Genomic DNA, 21,499 nt, shown 5'->3' on the forward strand with positions numbered 1-21,499 from the left:
TATGTCTCATTTGTTGACCGTTTTACGTAACCGGGATACGGGGCGCGTTAGGCCTTATCCGGACAGAGGGTGGGGAACCGCAGATCAGGGTGGTTCCGGCATTCTGGGGATCCTTGGCCTTGTTGTTGTGGTTGGTCTTATCTGGGGACTGTGGGCGCTGTTCAATGGTGGTTCAGAAGCAACCAATATCTCCGATATGGCAACCAAAACAAAGGGTTATATGGGAGGGCGTACGGGTTATAACTTTACCAGTGGTGCCACTATGACGGGCAACTTTATTCAGCGCGGGTTTGCCCCGGGCAATATGCGCGTGGTAGGTGATCCAGATTCCGGTACAGCCACTCTGTGGAATGCCTGGGGTGGTCAGGTTGTTCTGGCACCGGTATCAAGCGGCGCGGGGATGAATTCCGGCTTCTCCATCACCACGAACAAAGTGCCCATGAAGGACTGTATTTCGCTGGCACAACAGTTCGGGAACGGGGGCATCTTCAGTGAAGTTGCGATTAACAGCACCCAGCATACTGACGGTACCGTAACTTCGGAAGAGGCGGGTAAGGAGTGCACCAAAAACAGTGGCAGTGCCGGGACCAACACAATGAAATTCCAGGTTAACGGGTAAGTTATGTTGCGCCTGGTTTTATTACTGCTGCTTCCCTTTTCTTTCTGCGTCAGGGCGTTCTGCTATGACGCAGCGGGACAAAAGTACCATGTCGATCCGCTTTTGATTGAGGCCATAACGATTGGGGAAAGCAGTAAACGGCCTGGTATCACGCATGCCAACCGTAACCCCAAAACCGGGAATGTTGTGAGTACGGATTATGGCCTGATGCAGATCAATTCCACCCATATCCCGGGACTGATTAAAAAGGGCTATATCAACAGCGCGCAGGAGTTGCTCACACGTCCATGCCTCAATGTGCAGATCGGGACCTGGATCCTGGCCGGACATTTTCAGGTTTGTGGCATTTCGTGGAATTGCCTTGGTTCCTATAACGCGGGTTTTCGTAAGGACCGGCATGAAACAAGGGAAGCCTATGCGGATCGCATATACCGGATTTACGTACGGCTTCTCCGGGAGAGAAGGGGGATCGTGATGTGAGATCCATGTTTACTGCAGAAACACTGATGACGGCAGCGATAACACCCCTCTTTTTTGCGCTACTGTGGCTGGTCAGGGATGAATTGCGTGCCGGGCTGGCACAGTTGAGCGGAGAGGATGCATGCCACTCTTCAATGACGGAAACCCTCTGGATTGTGAGCCACACGGGGGTGATGTCGTTGTACTGGTTTGCCGGGGCCGGATTATGGCCAACGTGCTGCGCTCTGCTTTTTTGTGTCTTTGTTTTCCGCCTCACGCTCACCGATCAACTGACTGGCTATCTGCCGAGAGATATGACGCTCAGTTTCATGGCGGCGGGTCTGCTTGTTGCCGGTGCAGAGGGCACCCTGTTACGTCATGCCGGTGCGGCTCTTGTCGTCTGGGGCTGCCTGATGATGTGGCGATGTGCCGGCTACTGTCTGACGGGGAAGGAGACTCTGGGACTCGGGGATGTCTGGCTGGGTGGTGCGCTGGGCGCCTGGCTGAGTCTGTTGCCTGCGTTGTATGTCACGGTTATGGGGGCCGGTGGCTTTTTTATCTGGCTGATGTTGTCCCGTCGTACCGGTGGTCCCATGGGACCCTGGCTCGGATACAGCGCGCTGGGCGCGATGCTGATCCCGCTTTATCAAACTGATGTAATGTGGTGAACCATGACTGTTGAAACTGTAATTCCGGTACCCCATAAGGATCGTGGCTGGGCTCTTGCGTCCACCGGCGCGGCACTTGTCATCCTGATAAGTGTTGTTATCTGGGGTGTGCAGCGATGGGACGAATACTTTGCCCGTCAGGACTGGCAGGTGAGCGCCCGGCAGGTTACCCGGTTTACACAGGCCGTTCGGGCCTATACGGGAAAATACTACGATACGTTGCTGAATTCAGCGACAACGACAAAGCCTGTTATTGTGACTGCGGATATGCTGAAAAATACCGGTTTTCTCGAATCGGGGTTCAGCGAAACCATTTCATCTGGCCAGCAGCTGCGTGCTGCGCTGGTCCGAAATGCAACCAACACCGATCAGTTGCAGGGACTTATTGTCAGTCAGGGCGGTACCTCTCTCCCCTACATGGGAGTACGCGACATCTCTGTATCAATCAGTTCAGGACTTGGAGCATATATCTGGGGTAGCAATACGACTGTTACGGGGGCCAATCAGAGCTGGACACTTCCGTTGACGGCATTTGGTATCACCTCCACGACCGGACATATCGCGACGCTGCTCACCACGGATGCCCTGAATGAAGCCCGCCAGGATTCAGACCGTCTGTACCGTTTTGCCGTAACGGGTAAACCTGATCTGAACCGGATGCATACCAGTATCGATATGGGGAGCAATAATATCAATAATGCTGCAACGGTGAACGGGCAGACCGGTAATTTCAGCGGGAATGTCACTGCCAGTGGAAATGTCTCTGCAGGCGGTAATGTGGCGGCTGCCGGTAATGTGACCGCGAATGGCGGGATGACGGCCAGTAATGATATCCGCAGTAATAACGGCTGGATGATAACCCGGGGCAGTAAGGGGTGGCTCAATGAAACCTATCAGGGCGGATTTTACATGTCGGATAATGACTGGGTACGGGCGGTTAATAACAAAAATATTTATACCGGGGGACAAGTTCGTGGCGGAAGCGTACGGGCCGATGGAATACTGTCTACAGGGGAGGTTTTACAGCTTGACGGTGTTAATACTGCAGGCGCAGTTTGTCCGTCGAATGGTCTTGTAAGCCGCGATGCTGCTGGTGCCATACTTTCCTGTCAATCCGGTGTGTGGATTAGCCCCGGTAAGGGACATTCGGGGTACTACTGCAGAAGAACATCGTTCGATAAAGGGCGTTCAGATGATTACGTAGGTTATACCCCCAGAACTGACGATAATTGCCCTGTTATTCAGCCAGGTCAGGCTCCAAATGGATACTGTAGCTGTATAAAAATTATACTCGATTACTGACTGTCAATCCGGTGTGTGGAAAGGCACTTCAAAAATCAAAATGCAAACAGTGTTTGGAGAGACAACATGCACGAACAAATCGGTTACCTATGCTTATTGCCCGTCCGGTACAGTGGCGATTGGTGGTTCATATGCTTTAAAAAGTTGGTCTGATGGTTCAAATCATAACTCACCGGATTCAATGGCTCTCGACCCGGTTAACAACCGTTTCTACATAGTTTTGCCCAATAATTCAAAAGGAGAAGCGTGTTTCCAGGCTATTGTAAACTGCACTACTGATTAAACTGTCAATCCGGTGTGTGGAAAGGGGGAGATGTAGGCACATACGTTCAGTTGGGTGAATTCACGACCAAAAGCACATCCGGGGTCACGCAACAGTTGGCTGGAGCACATAAACTGTGCATGGTTTCAGGGCTTATGAGTGCCGGGGATAACGGGACATGCCGTGTTTACCCACAGTCAGATGGCAGCCCAACTTGGTATCTCAACATGGTGGGATATAATGGTAGCTCCACACAAACCTGCTGGGTTAGCTGCCTTGATTGAATTGCCAGTCAAAGCACATAGCTGTTTCACTTGCGTCTTTGACGTTTATCCGCCATGTGCCATCTCCAGGTGATTCTACACCGCGCCAGCTGTCGTCACGATCGTTTTCGTTACCATATTGGGACGTGCAAAAATCTTGGGAACCGATGTCATAGTAGCTATGTGAACTGTTGTACTTTGTGTATGTGTACTGGGTTAAACGGGGTTTGCTACCAAGAGTACGCCACACACCGGATTGACAGAACAGTACATGCCGGTGTCATAAAAGTGTCATTTTTCGGGCGGTTTGCTCCTGTAACATTGAGCGCGAACAAACATGCCATTGTTAAAAGGAAACAGTAATGACAACCCGGCAAATTAAAAGTGCTGCAGAAGCCATTCAGATAATTCAGGATGCGGCTGTACGCAAAATTGAACTGGCGTTTGATATCAACGCGGATGAGTTCTTTACCCTTGCCCGGCTTGCCGGAGAGCGGGGCGGTAAAATCATAAAACCCGGCGAGTTCTTTGTCGTTTCCCTGTAAAACTCATCGGCGTCTCCATTGCGGTAATCTTCGTTGCACAAGAGGGGGATGTGGCACCGGTGCGGCTTGCTCTACTATGCCCCTGTTTTACTTTCACTTTGTTTCATTCTTGCTGTGTTAATTTCCCTTTCTGGTTCCGGGAGATATACAGTGAAAATACGTATTAAAAAATTACCTTTAGGGAAAGCGCTGGATAAATATTACTGCACGATTTCCGTCAGCAAACGGGGACATCTGCAGGAGTTCTACCGCATCAATGTGATAAAACGTTCGGCGCTGGCACTGAAGTGCATGGATGAGGTCACTTCTGTGGATATTGCTGACTACCGTGATATGCGGCTCAATACCATCAGCGAACGTACCGGACGTTCAGTCAGCGCCAGTACGGTCAGGCTTGAACTGGCACTGCTTTCGTCGCTGTATAATCTGGCGCGTATCGAGTGGGGCACCTGCTCACACAACCCTGTCGAGCATGTCCGTAAACCGGCAGCGTCTCCTGGTCGTACGCGGCGTCTGACCTCTACAGAGGAACGCCGAATTACACGTGCCCTCCGCCCAAAAAATTCGCAGCTTCTTGCCATTTTCCAGCTGGCTCTGGAGACTGCCATGCGGCAGGGAGAAATTCTGTCACTGCGCTGGGAATATGTGGATCTGCATCTGGGGATAGCTCACCTGCCGCTGACGAAAAATGGCTCCGCCCGTGATGTACCGTTGTCCTGGAAAGCGAGGCAAGTGCTGAGAGAGTTTGCCGGGCCGATGTCGGGCCCGATTTTTACTTATACTTCGAATGGTTTTAAAAGTGCATGGCGGGTACTGATGGCGGAGCTGGAAATATATGATCTGCATTTTCACGATCTGCGTCATGAGGCGATCAGCCGGTTATTTGAACTGGGCACATTGAATGTTATGGAAGTGGCGGCGATTTCAGGCCATAAAAGTATGAGTATGCTTAAACGTTATACACATCTACGTGCGACTCAACTGGTGAGTAAACTGGATGCGCGCCGCCGCCAGGCACAGAAACTGGCGACACTGTTTGTTCCCTACCCGGCAGAAATAATTGAATCCAACGGCAGATTCTCTGTGCAGTTCAGTGATCTGGAACACCCTGCCATCACTGCTGGCAGTCGTGATGAGGCTTTGTTGCGTGCTGCTTCTGACCTCCTGCTCATTCAGGCACTGGCGGCGCGTGCCGGGAAAAGGCTTCCGCCTCCCGGTGAAATCAGTGTTCGCGACCCGCATCGCGTGCTGATAAATCCTTTTCTGCAAAAGGATGGACTGCGGGGATGAACCTGTGAAGCCTGATGCAGGAGTGTTTTACAGGTCTTAAATGTGCTTCAGCGACTATTAATCCGCCATTGATGACCTTTTAAATCGCGGCCTGGTTCACCACCGCCGAAATGCATCAAAAACTGGGCATATCGGTGTCCTATCTGGAGCAACTGCTTGCAGTGCTGCGACAGAAGGAAATAGTGGCGTCCATCCGTGGTCCTGGAGGGGGTTACCTGCTGGCCCGGCATCCCGACAGTATTAGTGCAGGGGAAATCATCCAGGCCTTTCAGAATGAAAGCCAGAAAAGTTCGGATACCAAAGCAGATGAACTGTCCCTGATGTGGCAGCAGTTTTGCCGGGAAACCTGGCAGTATCTGAGGCGCCGGACACTCGGGCAGATGACGTCGCTGGGTAGTGTCGTTCGGATGCCTGGCTGACAGCGTGTTCTCCTCTGTTGCCAGTGTGATAACAACAAGGAATGACAATGGATTTTTTACACAAAGAACTGCACCTGAGGGCCGGAGATATTGTGGAGGTGCATGCCAGTCACCCCTGTATCATTCTGGTGATGGAGGCGGCGGAGTTTGAACGCTATCGTCGGGGGGGAAAACACCGTTGTCATCATGGCGGATATTTTGCGGTATTGCCGGCACGTATCACCACCCCGGATGATGGTGTCTGGCATATCGTTATTGATGCCGGACGGTTTATGCCGGATCTGTCGCATGACATCCGTATTTATCCTGTGTGACTGAAGCGTTACCGGGCGGGTGCTGCCCGGTTTTTCTGAACTTAAAACGGAGACAACAGACGTGAAAATCGGTTACCTGTTCCCCTTTGCCATTTTTATTGCAGCGGTTGCACTGCTGTGCTGGTTTATCGTCGGCGGATACGCTCTTCCGGGTTAGTGAATGGTTTACGGGTAAAGCCAGTGCTTGCCGTCTTCCCTGTCCAGAGAATGCGAAGTCAGTGTCCGTTTCAGCCTGGAAGCGTTCCCTTAATGAGAAATACGACCGACTGGTAAACCGGAACCCGTACAATGTATTTCTGTCGCTTTTTGGTGCGGGTGAAATCTTCAGAAACGACTGATGAGTTAATCATCGCCATCGAATGACGTTTTTTGCACCTTATGGCTGTTCTGCGCAGCTATAAGGATTTTGAAATGTCAGTCAGTCAAATCATCCCCGAAAACGTCATACCTGAAAGTCCGGAGGCAACGTCTCTGGACGTTGCGCCGGCTAAATCTGATGCTCATCGGCGGATGCCTTTTAACCTGAAAAAAATCGCACGGACTGCAGGTCTGGGCTTGCTCATTGCTTCTCTTTTCGGCTCTGTGACCACGATTGTCATTATGGCAGGGAAAATCTCTGATCTGAGTATCCGGGTTAACTCCCTCGATGCTGCGTTCCGCAGCGGACAGATTAGCCAGCTGTCCGGAACCGTATCAACGCTTGAAAAGAAAAGCGTGAAATACGGTACACAGATTGAGTCCCTCTCGTCCGGGCTGTTATCCGCCACAAATAAGATGGCCGCTTATCAGGACAACCTCTCTGCCTTTTCCGGAACCCTGAATGACGTTTCTTCTGAAGAACAGGCGCAGCGTACAGCGCTGGACGGTCACTCGGAACGCATTGATGCCATGAATACCCGGCTTTCTCAACTGGAAGAGCGGGTGACCGGGATGCTCAAAGCTGAAAGCAATAACGCTCAGAATACCCGGAAGCAGGCACAGCAGCCGGTTACAAAGGGAAAAATACCAGCCAATCCCGTGACAGGCCAGAACGCAAAAAAGCCTGAGCGGTCAGTCAGGCGCGCAGCGGTTGAAGCACCGTTTGTACTGACCGGTATTGAACGCCGTGGTGGCCAGATGTTCGTCGTCGTTATTCCCCGCGGAAATACGCAAATCTCAGCGATGCGGTTGCTTTCTCCGGGAGACGGAATGCAGGGCTGGACGCTCCGGACAATCCGGGATGGTAACGCTGTTTTCAGCGTAAACGGTGCCGAACAAAGTTTACAGGTTCAATAAGAGAGCAGCCATATGAAGCATCAGGTGAGAAAAATGATGATGACAGGGGCATTACTCCTGCCACTGTGTGGTGCGGCATCAACTGTCACTACATCATCAAATCAGAGCCTGCAGTCATCCTCAACAAACCCGGTTCAGACACAGCAGCAGGCTCAGCAATGGGGACTTTCAGACACGGACTGGGGGCGTTATCAGTCGCTAATGAAAGGGGCGAGAGGCATTATGTCGCCTGGTCTGGATCCGCTGACAACCCTGGGCGTTGAGACGGACAATTCGGCTGAACGCCGCCGGCTGGCTGAATTGTGGGTCAGGCATGAATACGCCCGTGCAGAGAAAGAACTCGCATTTCAGCGCGAAATTAATGCTGCCTGGTTACGTCTGTACCCTGAAACGCTGGCCGTGAATATGGGGAATGCTGCGGGTATTGCTCATGACACTCAGGGGCGGCTGGCGTTGTTTGTCAAAGGATCCTGTTCACGCTGCGATGCACGGCTTGCCGCTGTTATCGCCGACAACCGTCCGGTTGATATTTATCTTGTCGGCAGTGATGGCAGCGATGAAAACATCAGGGCCTGGGCAATCAGCCATGGTATTCCCGTCGATAAAGTGCGAAGCCGACAAATCACTCTTAATCACGATCGTGGTTTATGGCAACGCTACGGGCAAGGACAGATGCCGGTCGTTCTGCAGCAGGGGGAAGAGGGATGGCAAATCGCCGCATTCTGAAACTGGCCTGTGGTTTATGGTTTGCCAGCAGCGGTTGTATGGCGGCCACAACATTCAACAGCAGTAGTCAGGCGATCCCTCCTGCATATCGGGAAATTGCTGCAGCAGAGCGCGTACCTGCTGAATCCCTCTACGCTCTTGCAATGGCGGAAAGCACACGCAAAACCGTCTGGGGTGCCAGACCCTGGCCCTGGACCATTAACGTCGCCGGGAAAGGGTATCACTATGAAACCCGCGAAGAGGCCTTCGAGGCACTGCTGGGGTTTATGCAGCGCTATCCGCTCAGGCGCATTGATGTCGGCGTGGCACAGGTCAATCTGGGCTGGAACGGGCATTTTTTTCCGTCGTTTCGTGAAGCGTTTGAGCCTTACACAAACCTGCGCGCAGCAGCCCGGATCCTCCGTGCATGCTATGACGCCCGGCCTGGTAGCTGGATACGCGCGGCAGGTTGTTATCACCACCCGGCGGGCGGACAACCCGCTGCGAAATATATGGCAATTGTCAGCCGCAAGCTACGCCAGATCACACCGGAAATTAAGGCCCCGGACGGGGAGCCGGTTGTGCTGGCCAGTCACTCATTAACCTGGGTAGAGCCTCAATGAAAAAAAATACCGGCAGTTGTTTACAACACGTTCTTTGTGTATCGCTTTTTGCCGCTTCGTTCAGTTGTCTGGCTTCACTGACCGTTGTCGGCGATCTGGGCGGGGAGCCTGCCCAGCCGTATTTTGACGCCATTAATGCAGGCCCTGATTCGCCGGCATCCGATATGTCGTCCCTGCCACAACCTCCCGCATCGCTGTCAATTTCTGACATGTTACCTGTAAGTACACCCGAATTATCGCCGGGAGCGGTGCCTTCTCGCCCCCTGCAGTTACCCGGATTACCGCCTGTTTTTGTGGTGGGCGATGATGATATGTCCCGTGCCTGGCTGCGGCAGCGTGGTGCAGAGCTGAAACGGATGGGCGCCACGGGAATGGTCGTGAACGTCAGGACTGAAGCTGCACTCGACTCACTGAGGGGACTCATACCCGGCACAGAGATGGTGCCCGTTCGCGGTGGGGATTTGGCCCAGCGACTGAAGCTGACTCATTATCCCGTTCTGATTACCGCGGACGGATTAGCGCAATGATCACGGTGTTTTTCCTGTTGGCTTTCGTTTTTGTCGCAGTGGTTCTGCTGCTGCGTAAAACCAGAGGTGCCCGTGCCCGCAGGCATCAGCGATACCGGCAGACGGCTAACCGCGTATTGCTCAAACTGCCAGAGTTGAAAGCCGGGCAGCAGGTTGTGTATTTACGGAAGATTAATCCTTATGTTTTCGAAGAGATGATCCTGACCGCCATCGAGCGTCGGGGTATCCCGGTCAGACGTAATCACAGCTACAGCGGGGATGGCGGTATCGATGGGCAATTCTGGACAGGTCAGGAAAGGTGGCTTGTCCAGGCTAAACGATTTGCCAGTGCCGTTCGTCCGGAACATGTCCGCCAGTTTGGCGAGTTAGCCAGAAAAGAAAAATGCAATGGCCTGTTCGTTCACACCGGGCGAACAGGGCTTACCAGCTTTAAGCATTTCAGCGAATACCCTGAAATTATACTCGTGAGCGGATCTTCCCTTCTGCAACTGCTGTCAGGAGAGTCTGTTGAACACATCCTGCGACCATTAAATAAGAGACATTCCTGATGAATATTTCTACCGAATCCTTTCTTACGGCTGTTTATGACCATGTGGTCATGTTCAGAATGAGCAGGGCGTTTGAAATCATTGCCTGGCTGATTCGTTTAACCTTCAGATTGTTTATTTCCCGGCCACTGGCGATCCTCAGTTACCTCTTTCTGGCCGTACTGATTACAATACCCGTTACCGTTTTTATCAAACCCGCCTTTACGCTTCATCATATTTCAGAGGGCATTCTCAGGGTATTTTCCCTTTTCCCCGAACTGTTTTATCTGGTTTTTGTAGCCGGGGTATTGTCTGAAGCCGCTGATTTACTTCAGGTGAAATCCGGCAGGGGACGTATATGAGTAACCGCTACGTTATGGAGTCCCTCCTGCGCCCTGCGGTTGAACTCTACTCTGCTTCAGTGGCGGGAAGTGCCACGTTTATTTGTCTGACTGCCCCCTGGGCTGTCGCGCTTGCCCCCTCCGTGAGCTGGGTGACGGCTGCGGGATTTGGTGTTCTGGCGCTGAAGCGCACATCCGAAGGTATGAAAATTCTCCGCTATCGTCGCAACATTCGCCGTTTGCCGCGTTACGTGCTGACCAGCGAGCAGATCCCCGTCAGCCGGCGTCATCTCTTTCTGGGCAGGGGCTTTCAGTGGTCTCCCCGCCATACGCAGCGTCTGCTGGAAGCCCGACGTCCGGAGTGTGAGGTTTACGTACAACCTTCGGTACTGTATCGCATGGCGCGTGAGCTGGAAAAAAAGATGGAGTACAGCCTGCCGTGGTTATGCCGGCTGACACGAACCGATTCGGCGCTGAATCCGTTTCGGCCTTTACCACCGGTTGGGGGGAGTCCCATTTATCATGGTGTGGAGCCAGATGAAACGACAGTGACCTTTGATCTCGGTGAACGCGTGGGGCATATGCTGGTCATTGGCACGACGCGTGTCGGTAAAACCCGTCTTGCCGAGTTACTTATCACACAGGATATCCGCCGTATAAGCGCTGCCGGTGACCATGAAGTGGTTATTGTCTTTGATCCGAAAGGTGACGCTGATTTGCTGCGGCGAATGTATGCCGAATCGCACCGGGCAGGGCGACAGGACAATTTCTGGGTGTTCCATCTCGGCTGGCCGGATATCAGCGCACGCTATAATGCCGTTGGACGGTTCAGCCGTATCTCCGAAGTGGCATCGCGCGTAGCCGGGCAACTCTCAGGGGAGGGCAACTCGGCCGCTTTCCGGGAATTTGCCTGGCGGTTCGTCAATATCATTACCCGAGCCCTGGTTGCGCTTGGCCAGCGTCCTGACTACGGTCTTATCCTTCGCTACGTAACCAATATTGGCGAGCTCTACGAAACCTACGTTGAGAACATGCTCAGCGAAAAGGCACCTCAGCTGATGAGTACGGTTGGGGCGCTCCTCGGTAATGGCATTGCTGAGAAAGATCTGCCACGTCATATGCAAGGCAGGCCGAATGGTATGAAGATCTGGGCTATCGAGCAGGTACTGGCCAGCGACGAAGGAAAAAAGTTGTGGGACCCGGTGCTGGACGGTTTGCGTAGTGCTGTGCAGTACGATCGAACCTATTTCGACAAAATTGTTGCGTCACTGCTCCCTCTGCTTGAAAAACTCACCACAGGTAAAACTGCCGCATTGCTGGCACCTGATTATACGGACCTCAATGATCCGAGACCGATACTGGACTGGCACAACATCATTAAATCGCGGGGCGTGGTGTATCTCGGTCTCGATGCGCTGTCTGATCCGGTTGTCGCCGCAGCGGTCGGCAACAGCATGTTTGCCGATCTCGTCTCTGAAGGGGGGCACATTTACAAATTCGGCCTCGGCGACGAAGAGGGGGGAAAACCCTCTAAGGTGGCGATCAACCTTCACTGTGATGAATTTAACGAGCTTATGGGGGATGAGTTTATTCCTCTCATCAACAAAGGGGGCGGCGCCGGCTTCCAGGTGACGGCCTACACACAAACGCTCTCTGACATCGAGGCGCGCATTGGCAGCAGTGCCAAAGCGAATCAGGTCGTGGGGAACTTCAACACACTGATTATGCTGCGCGTGCGTGAAAAAAATACGGCCATGCTCCTGACCGACCAGTTGCCTGAAGTGGACGTCTACCAGAAAACGCTGACATCAGGTGTCACTGATGTATCCCGGCCGGGAGAAGGGACCGATTTTAACAGCAATGTCCAGGACCAGGTCAGCCTTGTCAAAGTTCCGATGATCACCCCAGCAGACGTTATCAACCTGCCGAAAGGGCAGGCATTTGCGCTACTCGAAGGTGGGCGGTTATGGAAAATCAGGATGCCGTTGCCGGCTGATAACGACGATCCGTATATGCCGGCAAGCCTGAAGCAGCTGGCAGACAATATGGAACAGAACTATCGCACCGGTGAGACTTGGTGGATAGGCGGTGACGCGGCATATTCAGGAGGGCAGGATGTCTCAGCATGATGGTGATACGGACAATCGCCGTTCGTCACCCCGACAAAAACAATCCGGGCCATTTGGCCTGTTGCTCTGGGATTTGCCCGTCAGTTTACTCGGCATTCTTCTGGGGTCACTGCTGGTCAGTTTGCTTCTCGAATATGCCTGCATTGCCGTACTCTGGCCTGAAGAAGGGGCTGCGCACAGCTATCGGGTGATGGTTGCGGAGAGCCACTGGCTGTCGGAAGGCTATACCCGGAGTTTGCTGATGGCCGCGCCGGTGGAGACGGTATCGGGATGGGTGCATATTGCCTGGCAGTGGTTGTTTGTCGACAGCGGTTTCAGCCACTGGCTGCAGTCGTTCAGGGAGACCGGTCAGAAGGGGAACGGTCTTATTCCCGTAATTAACCGGTTTGGCGGTTCCCTGATTAGCTGGCTGGGTGAGTACCTTCAGGCAACGCTCTGGGTCACGCTGATTTTTTTCATCAGGGTAATGATCCTTTTCTTAAGCCTGCCGCTGTTCGGCCTTGTGATAATCACCGGCATTGTGGAAGGGCTGGTTCGTCGTGATTTACGCCGTTACGGAGCCGGGTATGAATCGAGCTTTGTTTACCACCATGCCAAACGTTTTATAAAACCTGCGCTCTACGGGCCCTGCATGTTGTATCTGGCCTGGCCTACAGAGGTATGGCCAAACCTGTTATTGCTGCCTGCTGCGCTATTGCTTGGCGGTGTTCTGGCCCTCGTCACGGCGTCGTTTAAAAAATACCTGTAGCCCAGGAAGTACCCGTTTCGGGAATTACCCGGAGCCCGCACGATGTCGCGGGCTTTTTTTTGCGTATTTATCGTGTCCCGACCCTGTTCTGGCTTATTTTTAGGTATTTAATCTTCTGACCTTCATAAATATTTTCCTGCTGCCAGCATCTTCTCTTTGCGTCAATCTCCTGACGACACGTTATACGGGAGAGTCGCTAATGCGTCACACCATAATCATCCTGGCAATACTGTTGCCCGTTCTGCCGTGCCAGGCATCAGAAAAAGATGAGCTGGCGCTCGTCATGCGCCAGCTGGACCAGGTTCAGGCCGGTCTTGATCGTGCCCGCGTCGTGGCAAACCAGAATCAGGATGCCCGCTTTTACTTTGATTACCAGCAGGCGACCCGCGATATCTCAACGATGAAACAGGGTATCTCCACTTATCTGGAACCTTCACGGGCACAGCCGACATCCCCCTCATCTTCAGTCTCAGGTCAGTACCGTGCGGAGGAACCGTCATGGCGATGAATGGCGCTCAGTTAAATGGCTGGAGTGCGGGCACTGGCAGTGGTCTGACGCCGGCGCAACTGAACTTGCTGATCCTGGGTACTCTTTCCATCGTCATTCTTCTTTTCATCTCATGGGCTCTGGTCCAGGCCTACCGTGGCCTGTCCAGTAAATCGGTGACGTTTCGACAGTTCAATGAATTGCTGATTCGACTGATTTTGCTTTATCTGCTGACCCTGTTTCTGTTTTTCCACTGAAAGGACAATTTAATGAAATTTTCGATTCTCAGGTATTTTCGTTCTGCTTTTTCCCGTACGGGAGCTTTGTTACTTACCGGACTGCTCACAGCAGGTCAGGCCATAGCGGATCTGCCGAATATCGAGCAACCAACTTCAGGTGGGGGAGGCGGCACTTATAACACCTTTATGGGGTACGCCAAAATGGGGGGGCTTGCTCTCGGTCTTCTGGTATGCGTGGGGGCATTTATTGCCGTAGCACACGCCGTCATCACCTCCTTCCATGATATCCGCAAAGGAAAAGGAACCTGGACGGATTTCCTGCTCTACGGTGTCGTGGGCATCATCCTCATCCTGGTAGTGATTTACCTCGCAACTAAAGCTTCAGATATTCTGTAAGGGAGGGACTATGGCTGTCATTGAATTCCTGCCTGACAGACTGAACAATCCCCCCGTGGTGTGGAAAGGTTTTACTTCCGGGGAATTTGTACTGGCGGCCACCACCGGAGTGATTGCCGGGATCCCTGTGGCAGTACCACTGGCGCTGGTTCCTTTTATCGGCTGGCTGGCTTTTCCGACGTGCATGCTGCTGATGCCGCTCATCGTCATCTTTTTTGGTGGCAACTGGATTGCAGGCTACAAGCGTGGGAAACCCGAGAATTATATCTGGCAACGTCTGGAGGAAATGCGCTGCCGCGCCCGTTTGTCCCGAACCATGATCCTGGACAGCAGGGCATGGGAGCTGAAACGAACGAAGCCTGTTCCGTTTACGCGCGGAGGGAAAACATGAGTCGTTTTCGTAACGGTATCACTGCCCGTGATAACCATATTTTCTCATTGCGTATTGCCTGTGTTCTGCTTTTTCTGGGGATGCTTGTTACGGGTTTGGGATGGATGCGGGCCCCCTCGGAAATGACAATCCACAACCCGCCGGACCTGCGCTCCGGCAGTACCCGTAAATGGTGGGAAGTACCGCCATCAACGGTTTACAGCTTTGCTTTCTACATCTTTCAGCAACTGAACGCCTGGCCGAAAAACGGGGAAGCTGACTATCCATCGAAAATTGCCCAGATGAGCCCGTATCTGACGCCGTCCTGTCAGGATTTTCTCAATAAGGACGCGGAGATGCGTAAGAACAATGACGAGCTGCGCGATCGCGTGCGGGTGGTGTATGAGATCCCCCGTCGTGGTTACAGCAACCGTAGTGTGACCATCATTGATCAGGAACATTGGGTGGTACGTCTGGACCTGGTCGCGGATGAATATTTTCACACTGAACCCGTCAAGCGCGCTCTCGCGCGTTATCCCATGAAAGTGGTGCGCTGGGAAGGTGATCCTGAACGAAATCCGTTTGGACTTGCACTGGATTGTTATGACAGCGCACCACAAAGACTTGAAGCGGTTATGCCTGAGCCAGACCAAAAATCGGGGGCAATCAATTGAAAAAATTCTCACTGATTATGCTGCTCCTTATGCTGGTATCGGGGGCAGTCCGTGCTGTTGAACTGGTGAAATGGGAGCGTATTCCGTTACAGGTTCCCCTGACTGTCGGCCAAGAACGTATCGTTTTTGTGAATAAAAACGTGCGGGTGGGGTTCCCGCCATCGCTCAATGGCAGGCTGCGTATTCAGAGCAACAGCGGTGCTGTTTATCTCAATGCAAAGGAGGCGTTTCCGGTGACGAGACTGGAACTGCAGAACGTGGAAAACGGGGAGATCATTATCCTTGATGTTTCTGCTTCAGGCGGGAAAACAGTCCGGGAACCGGTGAAAATTGTTTACGACGGAGAGGTGGCTACCGCTTCCGCGAGCGACAAACAAACGGTAAGCAGCAACGGGGACAGCACCGGTCGTCAGCCGTCTGCCGGGACTAAAACCGAAAACCGGAAACCTGTAAAGCTCAGTGCTCCACTGCCCGTTGTGCTGACGCGTTATGCCGCTCAGAACATGTATGGTCCTCTGAGAACAGTTGAGCCAGTGCCGGGGATAAGCCCTGTCTCCCTGAAACTTCCCGCCAGGATCACCACCATTATGCCCTCTGAGCCCGTGAGTGTGACACCGATGGCTGCATGGAGTCTTCAGGGCAGCAGCGTTATTTCGCTGCAGGTGCGTAACCGGTCAGCCGGAAAAGTTATTCTCGATCCGCGTGTGCTTGAAGGCCAGTTTACCACGGCGACTTTCCAGCATCGATGGCTTGGGCGTGCCGGTACACCGGAAGACACAACGGTGTTGTATCTGGTCACAACAGGTCGCCCGGAAGGTGCCTTTATTGCTGAACCACCATTACCCACAACCGAAACAGGCAAGGGGAGTAAGCGAAGCAACCGGAGATCACCTCAATGAAAAAGCCTGCTTCAAACCTGATTGTGAAGATTGCTGTTCCTGTCGTTATTACGGGGGCCATCGTTATTGGCATTAAATCCTGTTCTGACAACAGGAGTCAGAAAGACGGCGTTTCGAATAACACGAACATAGCCCTGAAGGATCTGACACCAGAAGATCTCAAAGCACTGGGGGTAGAGGGTGACACCGCTCAGGATACACTGCGTACGCTTGTTGGTAGTTACCGTAAGGTGCAGGGACGGCTCGACAATCTTGAAAGCGATAATAAAACCCTCTCTGATGAAAACAGGGCGCTGAAAAACAAGAATGCCAGTGTTGATCAACAAATCGACCAGGCCGTGGGGCAGGTTAGGTCAGACGAAGCCCGAAAGCGCGCTCAACTGAGCGCTCAGGTTACCGATTTGAGTTCGCAGGTAAACCTGCTTCTGGAACAGCTCAAAAACGGCACTTCCGGATCACCTGCAGGGAATAAAAATGCCCCTGTAGGCAGTGATATTCCTGTGGGGCTGGGTTATGACAATGGTCTGGCTGGCGGAGCGGGGAGCGTCCCCCTGACAGACGCTAACGGGTTGACGTGGGTGGAGCCGAAAGACGGCATTGCCACGGATGCGAACGGACGTCCGGTTTCGGATAAAAACGGCAATAATGCCACCGGCTTTTCTTTTGCCACCTCTTTTGGCCCCGCAGGTGATGCTGCCAGACCGGCGGTATCAGCAGTCAGTACTACGGTGCAGAATACGGTTTCCGGTGCGGATAAAACTGCCGATCCTGTTTATACACTGCCGGAAAACGCCACACTTGTTGGCAGCCGCGCCATGACTGCACTGCTCGGGCGTATCCCCGTCGATGGTAAGGTAACCGATCCGTACCCCTTTAAAGTGATGATCGGGAAAGACAACCTGACAGCAAACGGCATTGAATTACCTGATGTCCAGGGAGCGATTGTGTCCGGTATCGCCACAGGAGACTGGACGCTTTCGTGCGTACGCGGTGCCATTACGAGCATCACTTTCGTCTTTTCTGATGGTACCATCCGGACGCTTCCTTCCTCTGACGGGCAGGGGCAGAACGGTAGTGGTGGTAACCAGAGCAACCAGGGAGTGAATAACAACAGTATCGGCTGGCTCTCGGATGACAGCGGCGTTCCCTGTATTTCAGGTACACGCAAATCCAATGCTTCGACCTATCTGCCTACCATCGCTGCACTTGCTGCCGCCAGCGCAGCAGGCGATGCCGTGGCGGAAAATCAGAATACCAGCCAGACAAACGGATACGGTGGCGTGACATCAACACTCACCGGTGATGCTGGGCAGGCTGTTCTGGGTAAGGCATTATCGGGCGGTATGCGTGAGACCGTTGACTGGGTTAAAGCGCGTTATGGCCAGACATTTGATGCGATTTATGTTCCGCCAGGCCAGAAGGTGGCGTTACACATCACACGCCAGCTGGCGATCGATTATGAGGAAAAAGGCCGTAAGGTCAAATACGACGATTTCAGCCTGGCTGGCAGCAGCACGGGTATGGACTGACGGGGATTCTGATGCAAAACAATGATCTTGGGTTCCGTGTGGGTTATATCCTGCCCGGTGAGTGGTGTGTCTGTCAGCAAGCAATGACGTGGGGGCGCAGGATGTCCAGTCTTAATCATATGGCCAGAATGATGCTGGTCGTGTTACCGCTTGCGCTCACGGGCTGTAGTACCTCGAAAGAGGAAATGTTGCCGCCAGGTGACAGCACCATGCTTGAGCTGTGGAACGACGGTGCATCGGCAACACATGCCACCAGTGAAAGCCGAACCACACTTCGTCGACCCGTTACAGACAGTGAGCGTGAGATTAATCAACAGGTCAGGGACAGTTACAGCCGCACCCAGGAAAATGAAGTTCAGCAGACGTTTCCGCGTCTGCCAAATCCAGACATGGTGATGTACGTCTTCCCGCATCTGGCGGTCGGTAACACGCCGGTTCCGGGCTACAGCACCGTCTTTCCATTCTACAGTCAGGTGCAGTACGCATTGCCTGGCGAGCGAACGGAGGAACTGTGATGGCTTTTTCTCTTTTTCGCAAACGCCAGACGTCTCCGGAAACTCATCAGTACGGTGATGGCCCGTTTTCCATCAGTGGACATGAACCGCTGACCCGTGAAGGTCGCCTGACGCATTCAGATGAAGCGAGACTGTATTCCACTGCACCCTCAATCATTGATCATGTCCCCTGGGGGGAATACCTGCCTGAGCATGAATGCATCCTGCTCGATGACGGTGTTTCTGTCGGTGCCGTGTACGAGATCATTCCTGTCGGTACGGAAGGACGCCCGGAATCCCGTCTGGAGGAAATGCGTAATATTGCTGAGAATGCCCTGCAGGACAGCCTGCCCGAGCTTGATGATCACCAGTGGGTTGTCCAGTTTTTCTGTCAGGATGACGCCGATCTCTCAGCGTATATGGACACCATTAGAGGTTACGTCAGACCACGTGCACAGGGGACCGCGTTTACCAAAGCCTGGCTGGCGGAACAGGAGCGTCATTTGCAGAACGTGGCCGTTGAGCAGGGGCTCTTTGTGGACGAAGAGGTCACAGGAGCACCCTGGAGGGGGCAAATTCGCAGGACTCGTATGGTGGTTTACCGCTGGGTTGAGACGCCATACCGTGATCCCATGCAGCCGGAAGTGCTGCTGAAGCAGGTTTGTGATCGTCTGACTGCTGCACTGAGTGGTGCAGGTATCCGGTGTGAAAAGCAGAACGGAGAGCAGATCCACAGCTGGCTGCTGCGCTGGTTCAATCCGGCTCCAGAGTGGGTTGACAGGAAAACACTCTATCGCTGTGCCAGGCACACCGATCATGCCCCTGGGGACCTGCCCCTGCTGAATGATTTCAGTGAAAGCCTGTGGTTTACCCGTCCGCGAAGCGATTCAGAAAAGGGTGTGTGGTGGTTTGATAATGTGGTTCATAAAGCTGTTCCGGTTGCCCGCCTGCGTACGGCACCCTCTACCGGTCATCTGACGGGGGAGGTCAAACGTGGCGATAATGTGAATGCCATTATGGATTTGCTGCCGGAAGGCACGGTTCTGGCCATGACCCTGGTGGTTCAGCCCCAGGACAGGCTTGAAGAGAGTTTTGCGAGCCTGAGCCGTAATTCAATGGGTGAGAATGTTGATTCCCTGCGTGCCCGCGAAGATGCTGCGACAGCTCGCAGTTTTCTGGGAAACAAGCACAAGCTTTATCGCGCGGCCATCACGCTGCTCATCAGGGCTCAGGACCTCGAAACACTGGATAAACGGTACCTCGACCTCAGTAGTAAGTTGCTGAACTGTGGACTGGAACCGGTGAATCCGGAACACGATATTGGACCGCTCAGCACTTACATCCGCGCCTTGCCTATGTGCTTTAACCCTCACATGGATAAACACAACTGGTATACGCGTCTCATGTTCGTACAGCATTTTGCCTGTCTTGCCCCCCTTTATGGTCGGGACACGGGGTCGGGTCACCCGGGGCTTACGTTCTGGAATCGTGGTGGTGGCCCCCTTTCCGTTGATCCGCTCAATAAAGATGACCGTACCCAGAACGCGCATCTGCTGCTTTTTGGGCCGACAGGAGCCGGTAAGTCTGCTACTGCGCTCGACAAACTGGCGCAGATGATAGCTGTCTACAGACCCAGAATTTTCTTGCTTGAGGCCGGTAACAGCTTTGGATTGTTTGGGGATTACTGTTCTTCTCTGGGACTGTCTGTACACCGGGTCAGCATCAAGCCCGGTAAGGTGATTTCCCTGGCTCCATTTGCCGACTCACATCTGCTTTTACAGGTTAAGCCTGAAGCGCTTGTCACCAGCGAGGAGGCTCTTCCAGACATCGATGACGATGATGAGGACAGGGATGAAGAACGTGACATCCTGGGGGAAATGGAAATTGCGGCTCGTCTGATGATAACCGGTGGTGAGGCTGCGGAAGATGCACGAATGACCCGTGCCGACCGGGGTATGATCCGCGAAGCAATATTGATTGCAGCTCGCTCGGCGTTCGACGAAGGACGCCAGATGTTACCAGAAGACTTAATGTTTTCGCTTGAGAATATTGCCCGCGATGTGAGTACAGGTGAAGATGGCCGGGAGAAACGTACGCCAGCACGACGTGCGCGCGCCGAAGAGATGGCTGAAGCGCTCCGGATGTTCACTGAAGGGTTCGAAGGCGAGTTGTTTAACCGTCCCGGGACGCAATGGCCGGAAGCAGATGTGACGATCGTGGATCTGGGGACACTGGCGCGTGAGGGCTATGAAGCCCAGATGGCGGTTGCTGTTATCTCACTGCTTAACACCATTAACAATATCGCGGAAAGGGATCAGTTCAGCGACAGGGATATCATTGTGCCCATCGACGAAGCACATATTGTGACGGCAAACCCGCTGCTGGGTCCCTATGCGACCAAAATTGTGAAAATGTGGCGTAAACTCGGGGCATGGTTATGGCTGTTCACACAGAACCTTGAGGATTTCCCTGATACAGCGAAAAAAATGCTCAACATGGCGGAATGGTGGATCTGCCTTGTTATGCCGCCAGATGAAGTCGAGCAGATAGCCCGTTTTAAGACACTCACTGACGAACAGAAAGCGATGCTGCTGTCTGCAACAAAACTTCCGAGGAAGTATACAGAGGGCGTTATTTTGTCCCGAAAAGTTCAGGCGTTGTTTCGTGCCGTTCCCCCCAGTCTCTATCTGGCACTTGGTATGACCGAAAAAGAGGAAAAAGCGGAAAGACGGGCCATTATGAATGAATTAAATTGTCCGGAGCTTGAGGCTGCATTTCATGTTGCACGGCGTCTCGATGAGAAGCGTGGCATGAGTACTGTACAGGGGACCCTATGAAAAAACTGACTATGGCACCGCCGGTGGTTGTACCGGACAAAGCTCTGATTGCCTCTGTTATTTTTACCGTTCCGCCTGTGGGGGCGGCTTCAGTCGGCATGGCTGACAGTGCGTCGCTCAAACAGCTGCAGGGGGAGATAGTAAAGCGACTGAAGCATCCGGTATTGCTGTCGGTTTATCCACATCGTGTCGGGCGGCGCAGCTGCGTGGCAGTACACTTCTGCGACGTGCACGGGAAAACTCTGGATATCCTGATCACGGTCACCGGCAATACGATGTGGCCGGGGGAACAGGAGTACCGGTCGGGTCTGAGGTGGAATATCTGTGTGCCGGATGCAACAGACATGCTGTGGGTACTGAAGGAAATTGACAGGATAACCAGTGAAACCGGATGTTAATGAACATCCCTCCGTTATTGTCAGGCAGCGGTATTGTTTTCCGCTGTCTGGCAAGAGCGGAGGCTGCGGGTGCGGGCGGCAAAGAGCCCGCGATGTGGCTGTGTTAATTTTGCCAATCCAGATATCTGCAAGCTATGGTTTTATCTTTCGTCTTTTCCTG

General features: G+C 53.1%; 26 protein-coding genes and 1 pseudogene. All 27 read left to right on the forward strand.

Annotated elements, in window-relative coordinates; all coding sequences use genetic code 11:
• The first annotated feature begins 1 nt into the window (after window position 1).
• The 27 genes and pseudogenes from RY075_RS02065 (at window position 2) to RY075_RS02195 (ending at window position 21,339) form a co-directional block, all read left to right on the forward strand.
• Window positions 2-619, forward strand: coding sequence for a type 4 pilus major pilin (locus tag RY075_RS02065; RefSeq protein ID WP_338628018.1), 618 nt, complete (start codon window positions 2-4; stop codon window positions 617-619).
• 3 nt (window positions 620-622) lie between these two features.
• Window positions 623-1,099: a lytic transglycosylase domain-containing protein gene (locus RY075_RS02070; protein ID WP_338628020.1), complete on the forward strand. Its 477-nt coding sequence runs from the start codon at window positions 623-625 to the stop codon at window positions 1,097-1,099.
• Window positions 1,100-1,125: 26 nt separating this feature from the next.
• A complete protein-coding gene (locus RY075_RS02075) occupies window positions 1,126-1,746 on the forward strand; it encodes an A24 family peptidase (RefSeq protein ID WP_338628022.1) in 621 nt (206 codons plus the stop codon).
• 3 nt (window positions 1,747-1,749) lie between these two features.
• A complete protein-coding gene (pilV, locus tag RY075_RS02080; protein WP_338628024.1) occupies window positions 1,750-3,048 on the forward strand; it encodes a shufflon system plasmid conjugative transfer pilus tip adhesin PilV in 1,299 nt (432 codons plus the stop codon).
• An 887-nt stretch (window positions 3,049-3,935) separates the two neighbouring features.
• Window positions 3,936-4,118, forward strand: a complete 183-nt coding sequence (locus RY075_RS02085) for a hypothetical protein (RefSeq protein ID WP_338628026.1) — start codon at window positions 3,936-3,938, stop codon at window positions 4,116-4,118.
• A gap of 150 nt (window positions 4,119-4,268) precedes the next feature.
• On the forward strand, window positions 4,269-5,408 hold the full coding sequence (locus RY075_RS02090) for a site-specific integrase (protein ID WP_338628028.1): 1,140 nt from the start codon (window positions 4,269-4,271) through the stop codon (window positions 5,406-5,408).
• Window positions 5,409-5,512: 104 nt separating this feature from the next.
• Window positions 5,513-5,827: pseudogene (locus RY075_RS02095) on the forward strand (Rrf2 family transcriptional regulator); the annotation flags it as partial.
• 47 nt (window positions 5,828-5,874) lie between these two features.
• Entirely contained in the window at window positions 5,875-6,141 is a 267-nt protein-coding gene (locus RY075_RS02100) for a DUF1883 domain-containing protein (RefSeq protein ID WP_338628029.1), read from the forward strand.
• A 61-nt stretch (window positions 6,142-6,202) separates the two neighbouring features.
• Window positions 6,203-6,298, forward strand: coding sequence for a YoaK family small membrane protein (locus RY075_RS02105; protein ID WP_338628030.1), 96 nt, complete (start codon window positions 6,203-6,205; stop codon window positions 6,296-6,298).
• Between the two features lie 221 nt (window positions 6,299-6,519).
• A complete protein-coding gene (locus RY075_RS02110; protein WP_338628031.1) occupies window positions 6,520-7,416 on the forward strand; it encodes a plasmid transfer protein in 897 nt (298 codons plus the stop codon).
• A gap of 39 nt (window positions 7,417-7,455) precedes the next feature.
• Window positions 7,456-8,142 (forward strand): TIGR03759 family integrating conjugative element protein, encoded by a 687-nt coding sequence (locus RY075_RS02115; protein ID WP_338628629.1) that lies wholly within the window; start codon window positions 7,456-7,458, stop codon window positions 8,140-8,142.
• Window positions 8,143-8,180: 38 nt separating this feature from the next.
• The gene (locus RY075_RS02120) at window positions 8,181-8,744 is read left to right on the forward strand and encodes a lytic transglycosylase domain-containing protein (RefSeq protein WP_338628630.1); all 564 of its coding nucleotides are present in this window, start codon (window positions 8,181-8,183) and stop codon (window positions 8,742-8,744) included.
• Complete coding sequence (locus tag RY075_RS02125) at window positions 8,741-9,271, forward strand: integrating conjugative element protein (RefSeq protein WP_338628032.1); 531 nt, start codon at window positions 8,741-8,743, stop codon at window positions 9,269-9,271. The genes RY075_RS02120 and RY075_RS02125 overlap by 4 nt, the downstream gene beginning before the upstream one ends.
• Window positions 9,268-9,819, forward strand: a complete 552-nt coding sequence (locus RY075_RS02130) for a restriction endonuclease (RefSeq protein WP_338628034.1) — start codon at window positions 9,268-9,270, stop codon at window positions 9,817-9,819. The genes RY075_RS02125 and RY075_RS02130 overlap by 4 nt, the downstream gene beginning before the upstream one ends.
• Window positions 9,819-10,160 (forward strand): hypothetical protein, encoded by a 342-nt coding sequence (locus tag RY075_RS02135; RefSeq protein ID WP_338628035.1) that lies wholly within the window; start codon window positions 9,819-9,821, stop codon window positions 10,158-10,160. Before RY075_RS02130 ends, RY075_RS02135 begins: the two co-directional genes overlap by 1 nt.
• The gene (gene traD / locus RY075_RS02140) at window positions 10,157-12,268 is read left to right on the forward strand and encodes a type IV conjugative transfer system coupling protein TraD (RefSeq protein WP_338628037.1); all 2,112 of its coding nucleotides are present in this window, start codon (window positions 10,157-10,159) and stop codon (window positions 12,266-12,268) included. Before RY075_RS02135 ends, traD begins: the two co-directional genes overlap by 4 nt.
• Entirely contained in the window at window positions 12,255-13,016 is a 762-nt protein-coding gene (locus tag RY075_RS02145) for a TIGR03747 family integrating conjugative element membrane protein (RefSeq protein ID WP_338628038.1), read from the forward strand. The genes traD and RY075_RS02145 overlap by 14 nt, the downstream gene beginning before the upstream one ends.
• Window positions 13,017-13,215: 199 nt before the next feature.
• Window positions 13,216-13,524 carry an RAQPRD family integrative conjugative element protein gene (locus tag RY075_RS02150; RefSeq protein WP_139569495.1) on the forward strand — a complete coding sequence of 103 codons (309 nt, stop codon included), beginning with the start codon at window positions 13,216-13,218 and terminating at the stop codon, window positions 13,522-13,524.
• Window positions 13,515-13,760, forward strand: coding sequence for a TIGR03758 family integrating conjugative element protein (locus RY075_RS02155; RefSeq protein ID WP_338628040.1), 246 nt, complete (start codon window positions 13,515-13,517; stop codon window positions 13,758-13,760). Before RY075_RS02150 ends, RY075_RS02155 begins: the two co-directional genes overlap by 10 nt.
• A 12-nt stretch (window positions 13,761-13,772) precedes the next feature.
• Window positions 13,773-14,138 (forward strand): TIGR03745 family integrating conjugative element membrane protein, encoded by a 366-nt coding sequence (locus RY075_RS02160; RefSeq protein WP_139569497.1) that lies wholly within the window; start codon window positions 13,773-13,775, stop codon window positions 14,136-14,138.
• A 10-nt stretch (window positions 14,139-14,148) separates the two neighbouring features.
• Window positions 14,149-14,529, forward strand: coding sequence for a TIGR03750 family conjugal transfer protein (locus RY075_RS02165; RefSeq protein WP_338628042.1), 381 nt, complete (start codon window positions 14,149-14,151; stop codon window positions 14,527-14,529).
• Window positions 14,526-15,182 (forward strand): TIGR03746 family integrating conjugative element protein, encoded by a 657-nt coding sequence (locus RY075_RS02170; protein ID WP_338628043.1) that lies wholly within the window; start codon window positions 14,526-14,528, stop codon window positions 15,180-15,182. The genes RY075_RS02165 and RY075_RS02170 overlap by 4 nt, the downstream gene beginning before the upstream one ends.
• Window positions 15,179-16,081, forward strand: a complete 903-nt coding sequence (locus tag RY075_RS02175) for a TIGR03749 family integrating conjugative element protein (protein WP_338628044.1) — start codon at window positions 15,179-15,181, stop codon at window positions 16,079-16,081. Before RY075_RS02170 ends, RY075_RS02175 begins: the two co-directional genes overlap by 4 nt.
• Entirely contained in the window at window positions 16,078-17,610 is a 1,533-nt protein-coding gene (locus RY075_RS02180) for a TIGR03752 family integrating conjugative element protein (protein WP_338628045.1), read from the forward strand. The genes RY075_RS02175 and RY075_RS02180 overlap by 4 nt, the downstream gene beginning before the upstream one ends.
• Before the next feature lie 101 nt (window positions 17,611-17,711).
• Window positions 17,712-18,125: a TIGR03751 family conjugal transfer lipoprotein gene (locus RY075_RS02185; RefSeq protein WP_139569510.1), complete on the forward strand. Its 414-nt coding sequence runs from the start codon at window positions 17,712-17,714 to the stop codon at window positions 18,123-18,125.
• A complete protein-coding gene (locus RY075_RS02190) occupies window positions 18,125-20,941 on the forward strand; it encodes a conjugative transfer ATPase (protein ID WP_338628046.1) in 2,817 nt (938 codons plus the stop codon). Before RY075_RS02185 ends, RY075_RS02190 begins: the two co-directional genes overlap by 1 nt.
• Window positions 20,938-21,339, forward strand: a complete 402-nt coding sequence (locus RY075_RS02195) for a hypothetical protein (RefSeq protein ID WP_139569503.1) — start codon at window positions 20,938-20,940, stop codon at window positions 21,337-21,339. Before RY075_RS02190 ends, RY075_RS02195 begins: the two co-directional genes overlap by 4 nt.
• Window positions 21,340-21,499: the final 160 nt, after the last annotated feature.

It is taken from the genome of Enterobacter sp. JJBC (assembly GCF_036936505.1).
Taxonomy (GTDB): domain Bacteria; phylum Pseudomonadota; class Gammaproteobacteria; order Enterobacterales; family Enterobacteriaceae; genus Enterobacter; species Enterobacter hormaechei_C.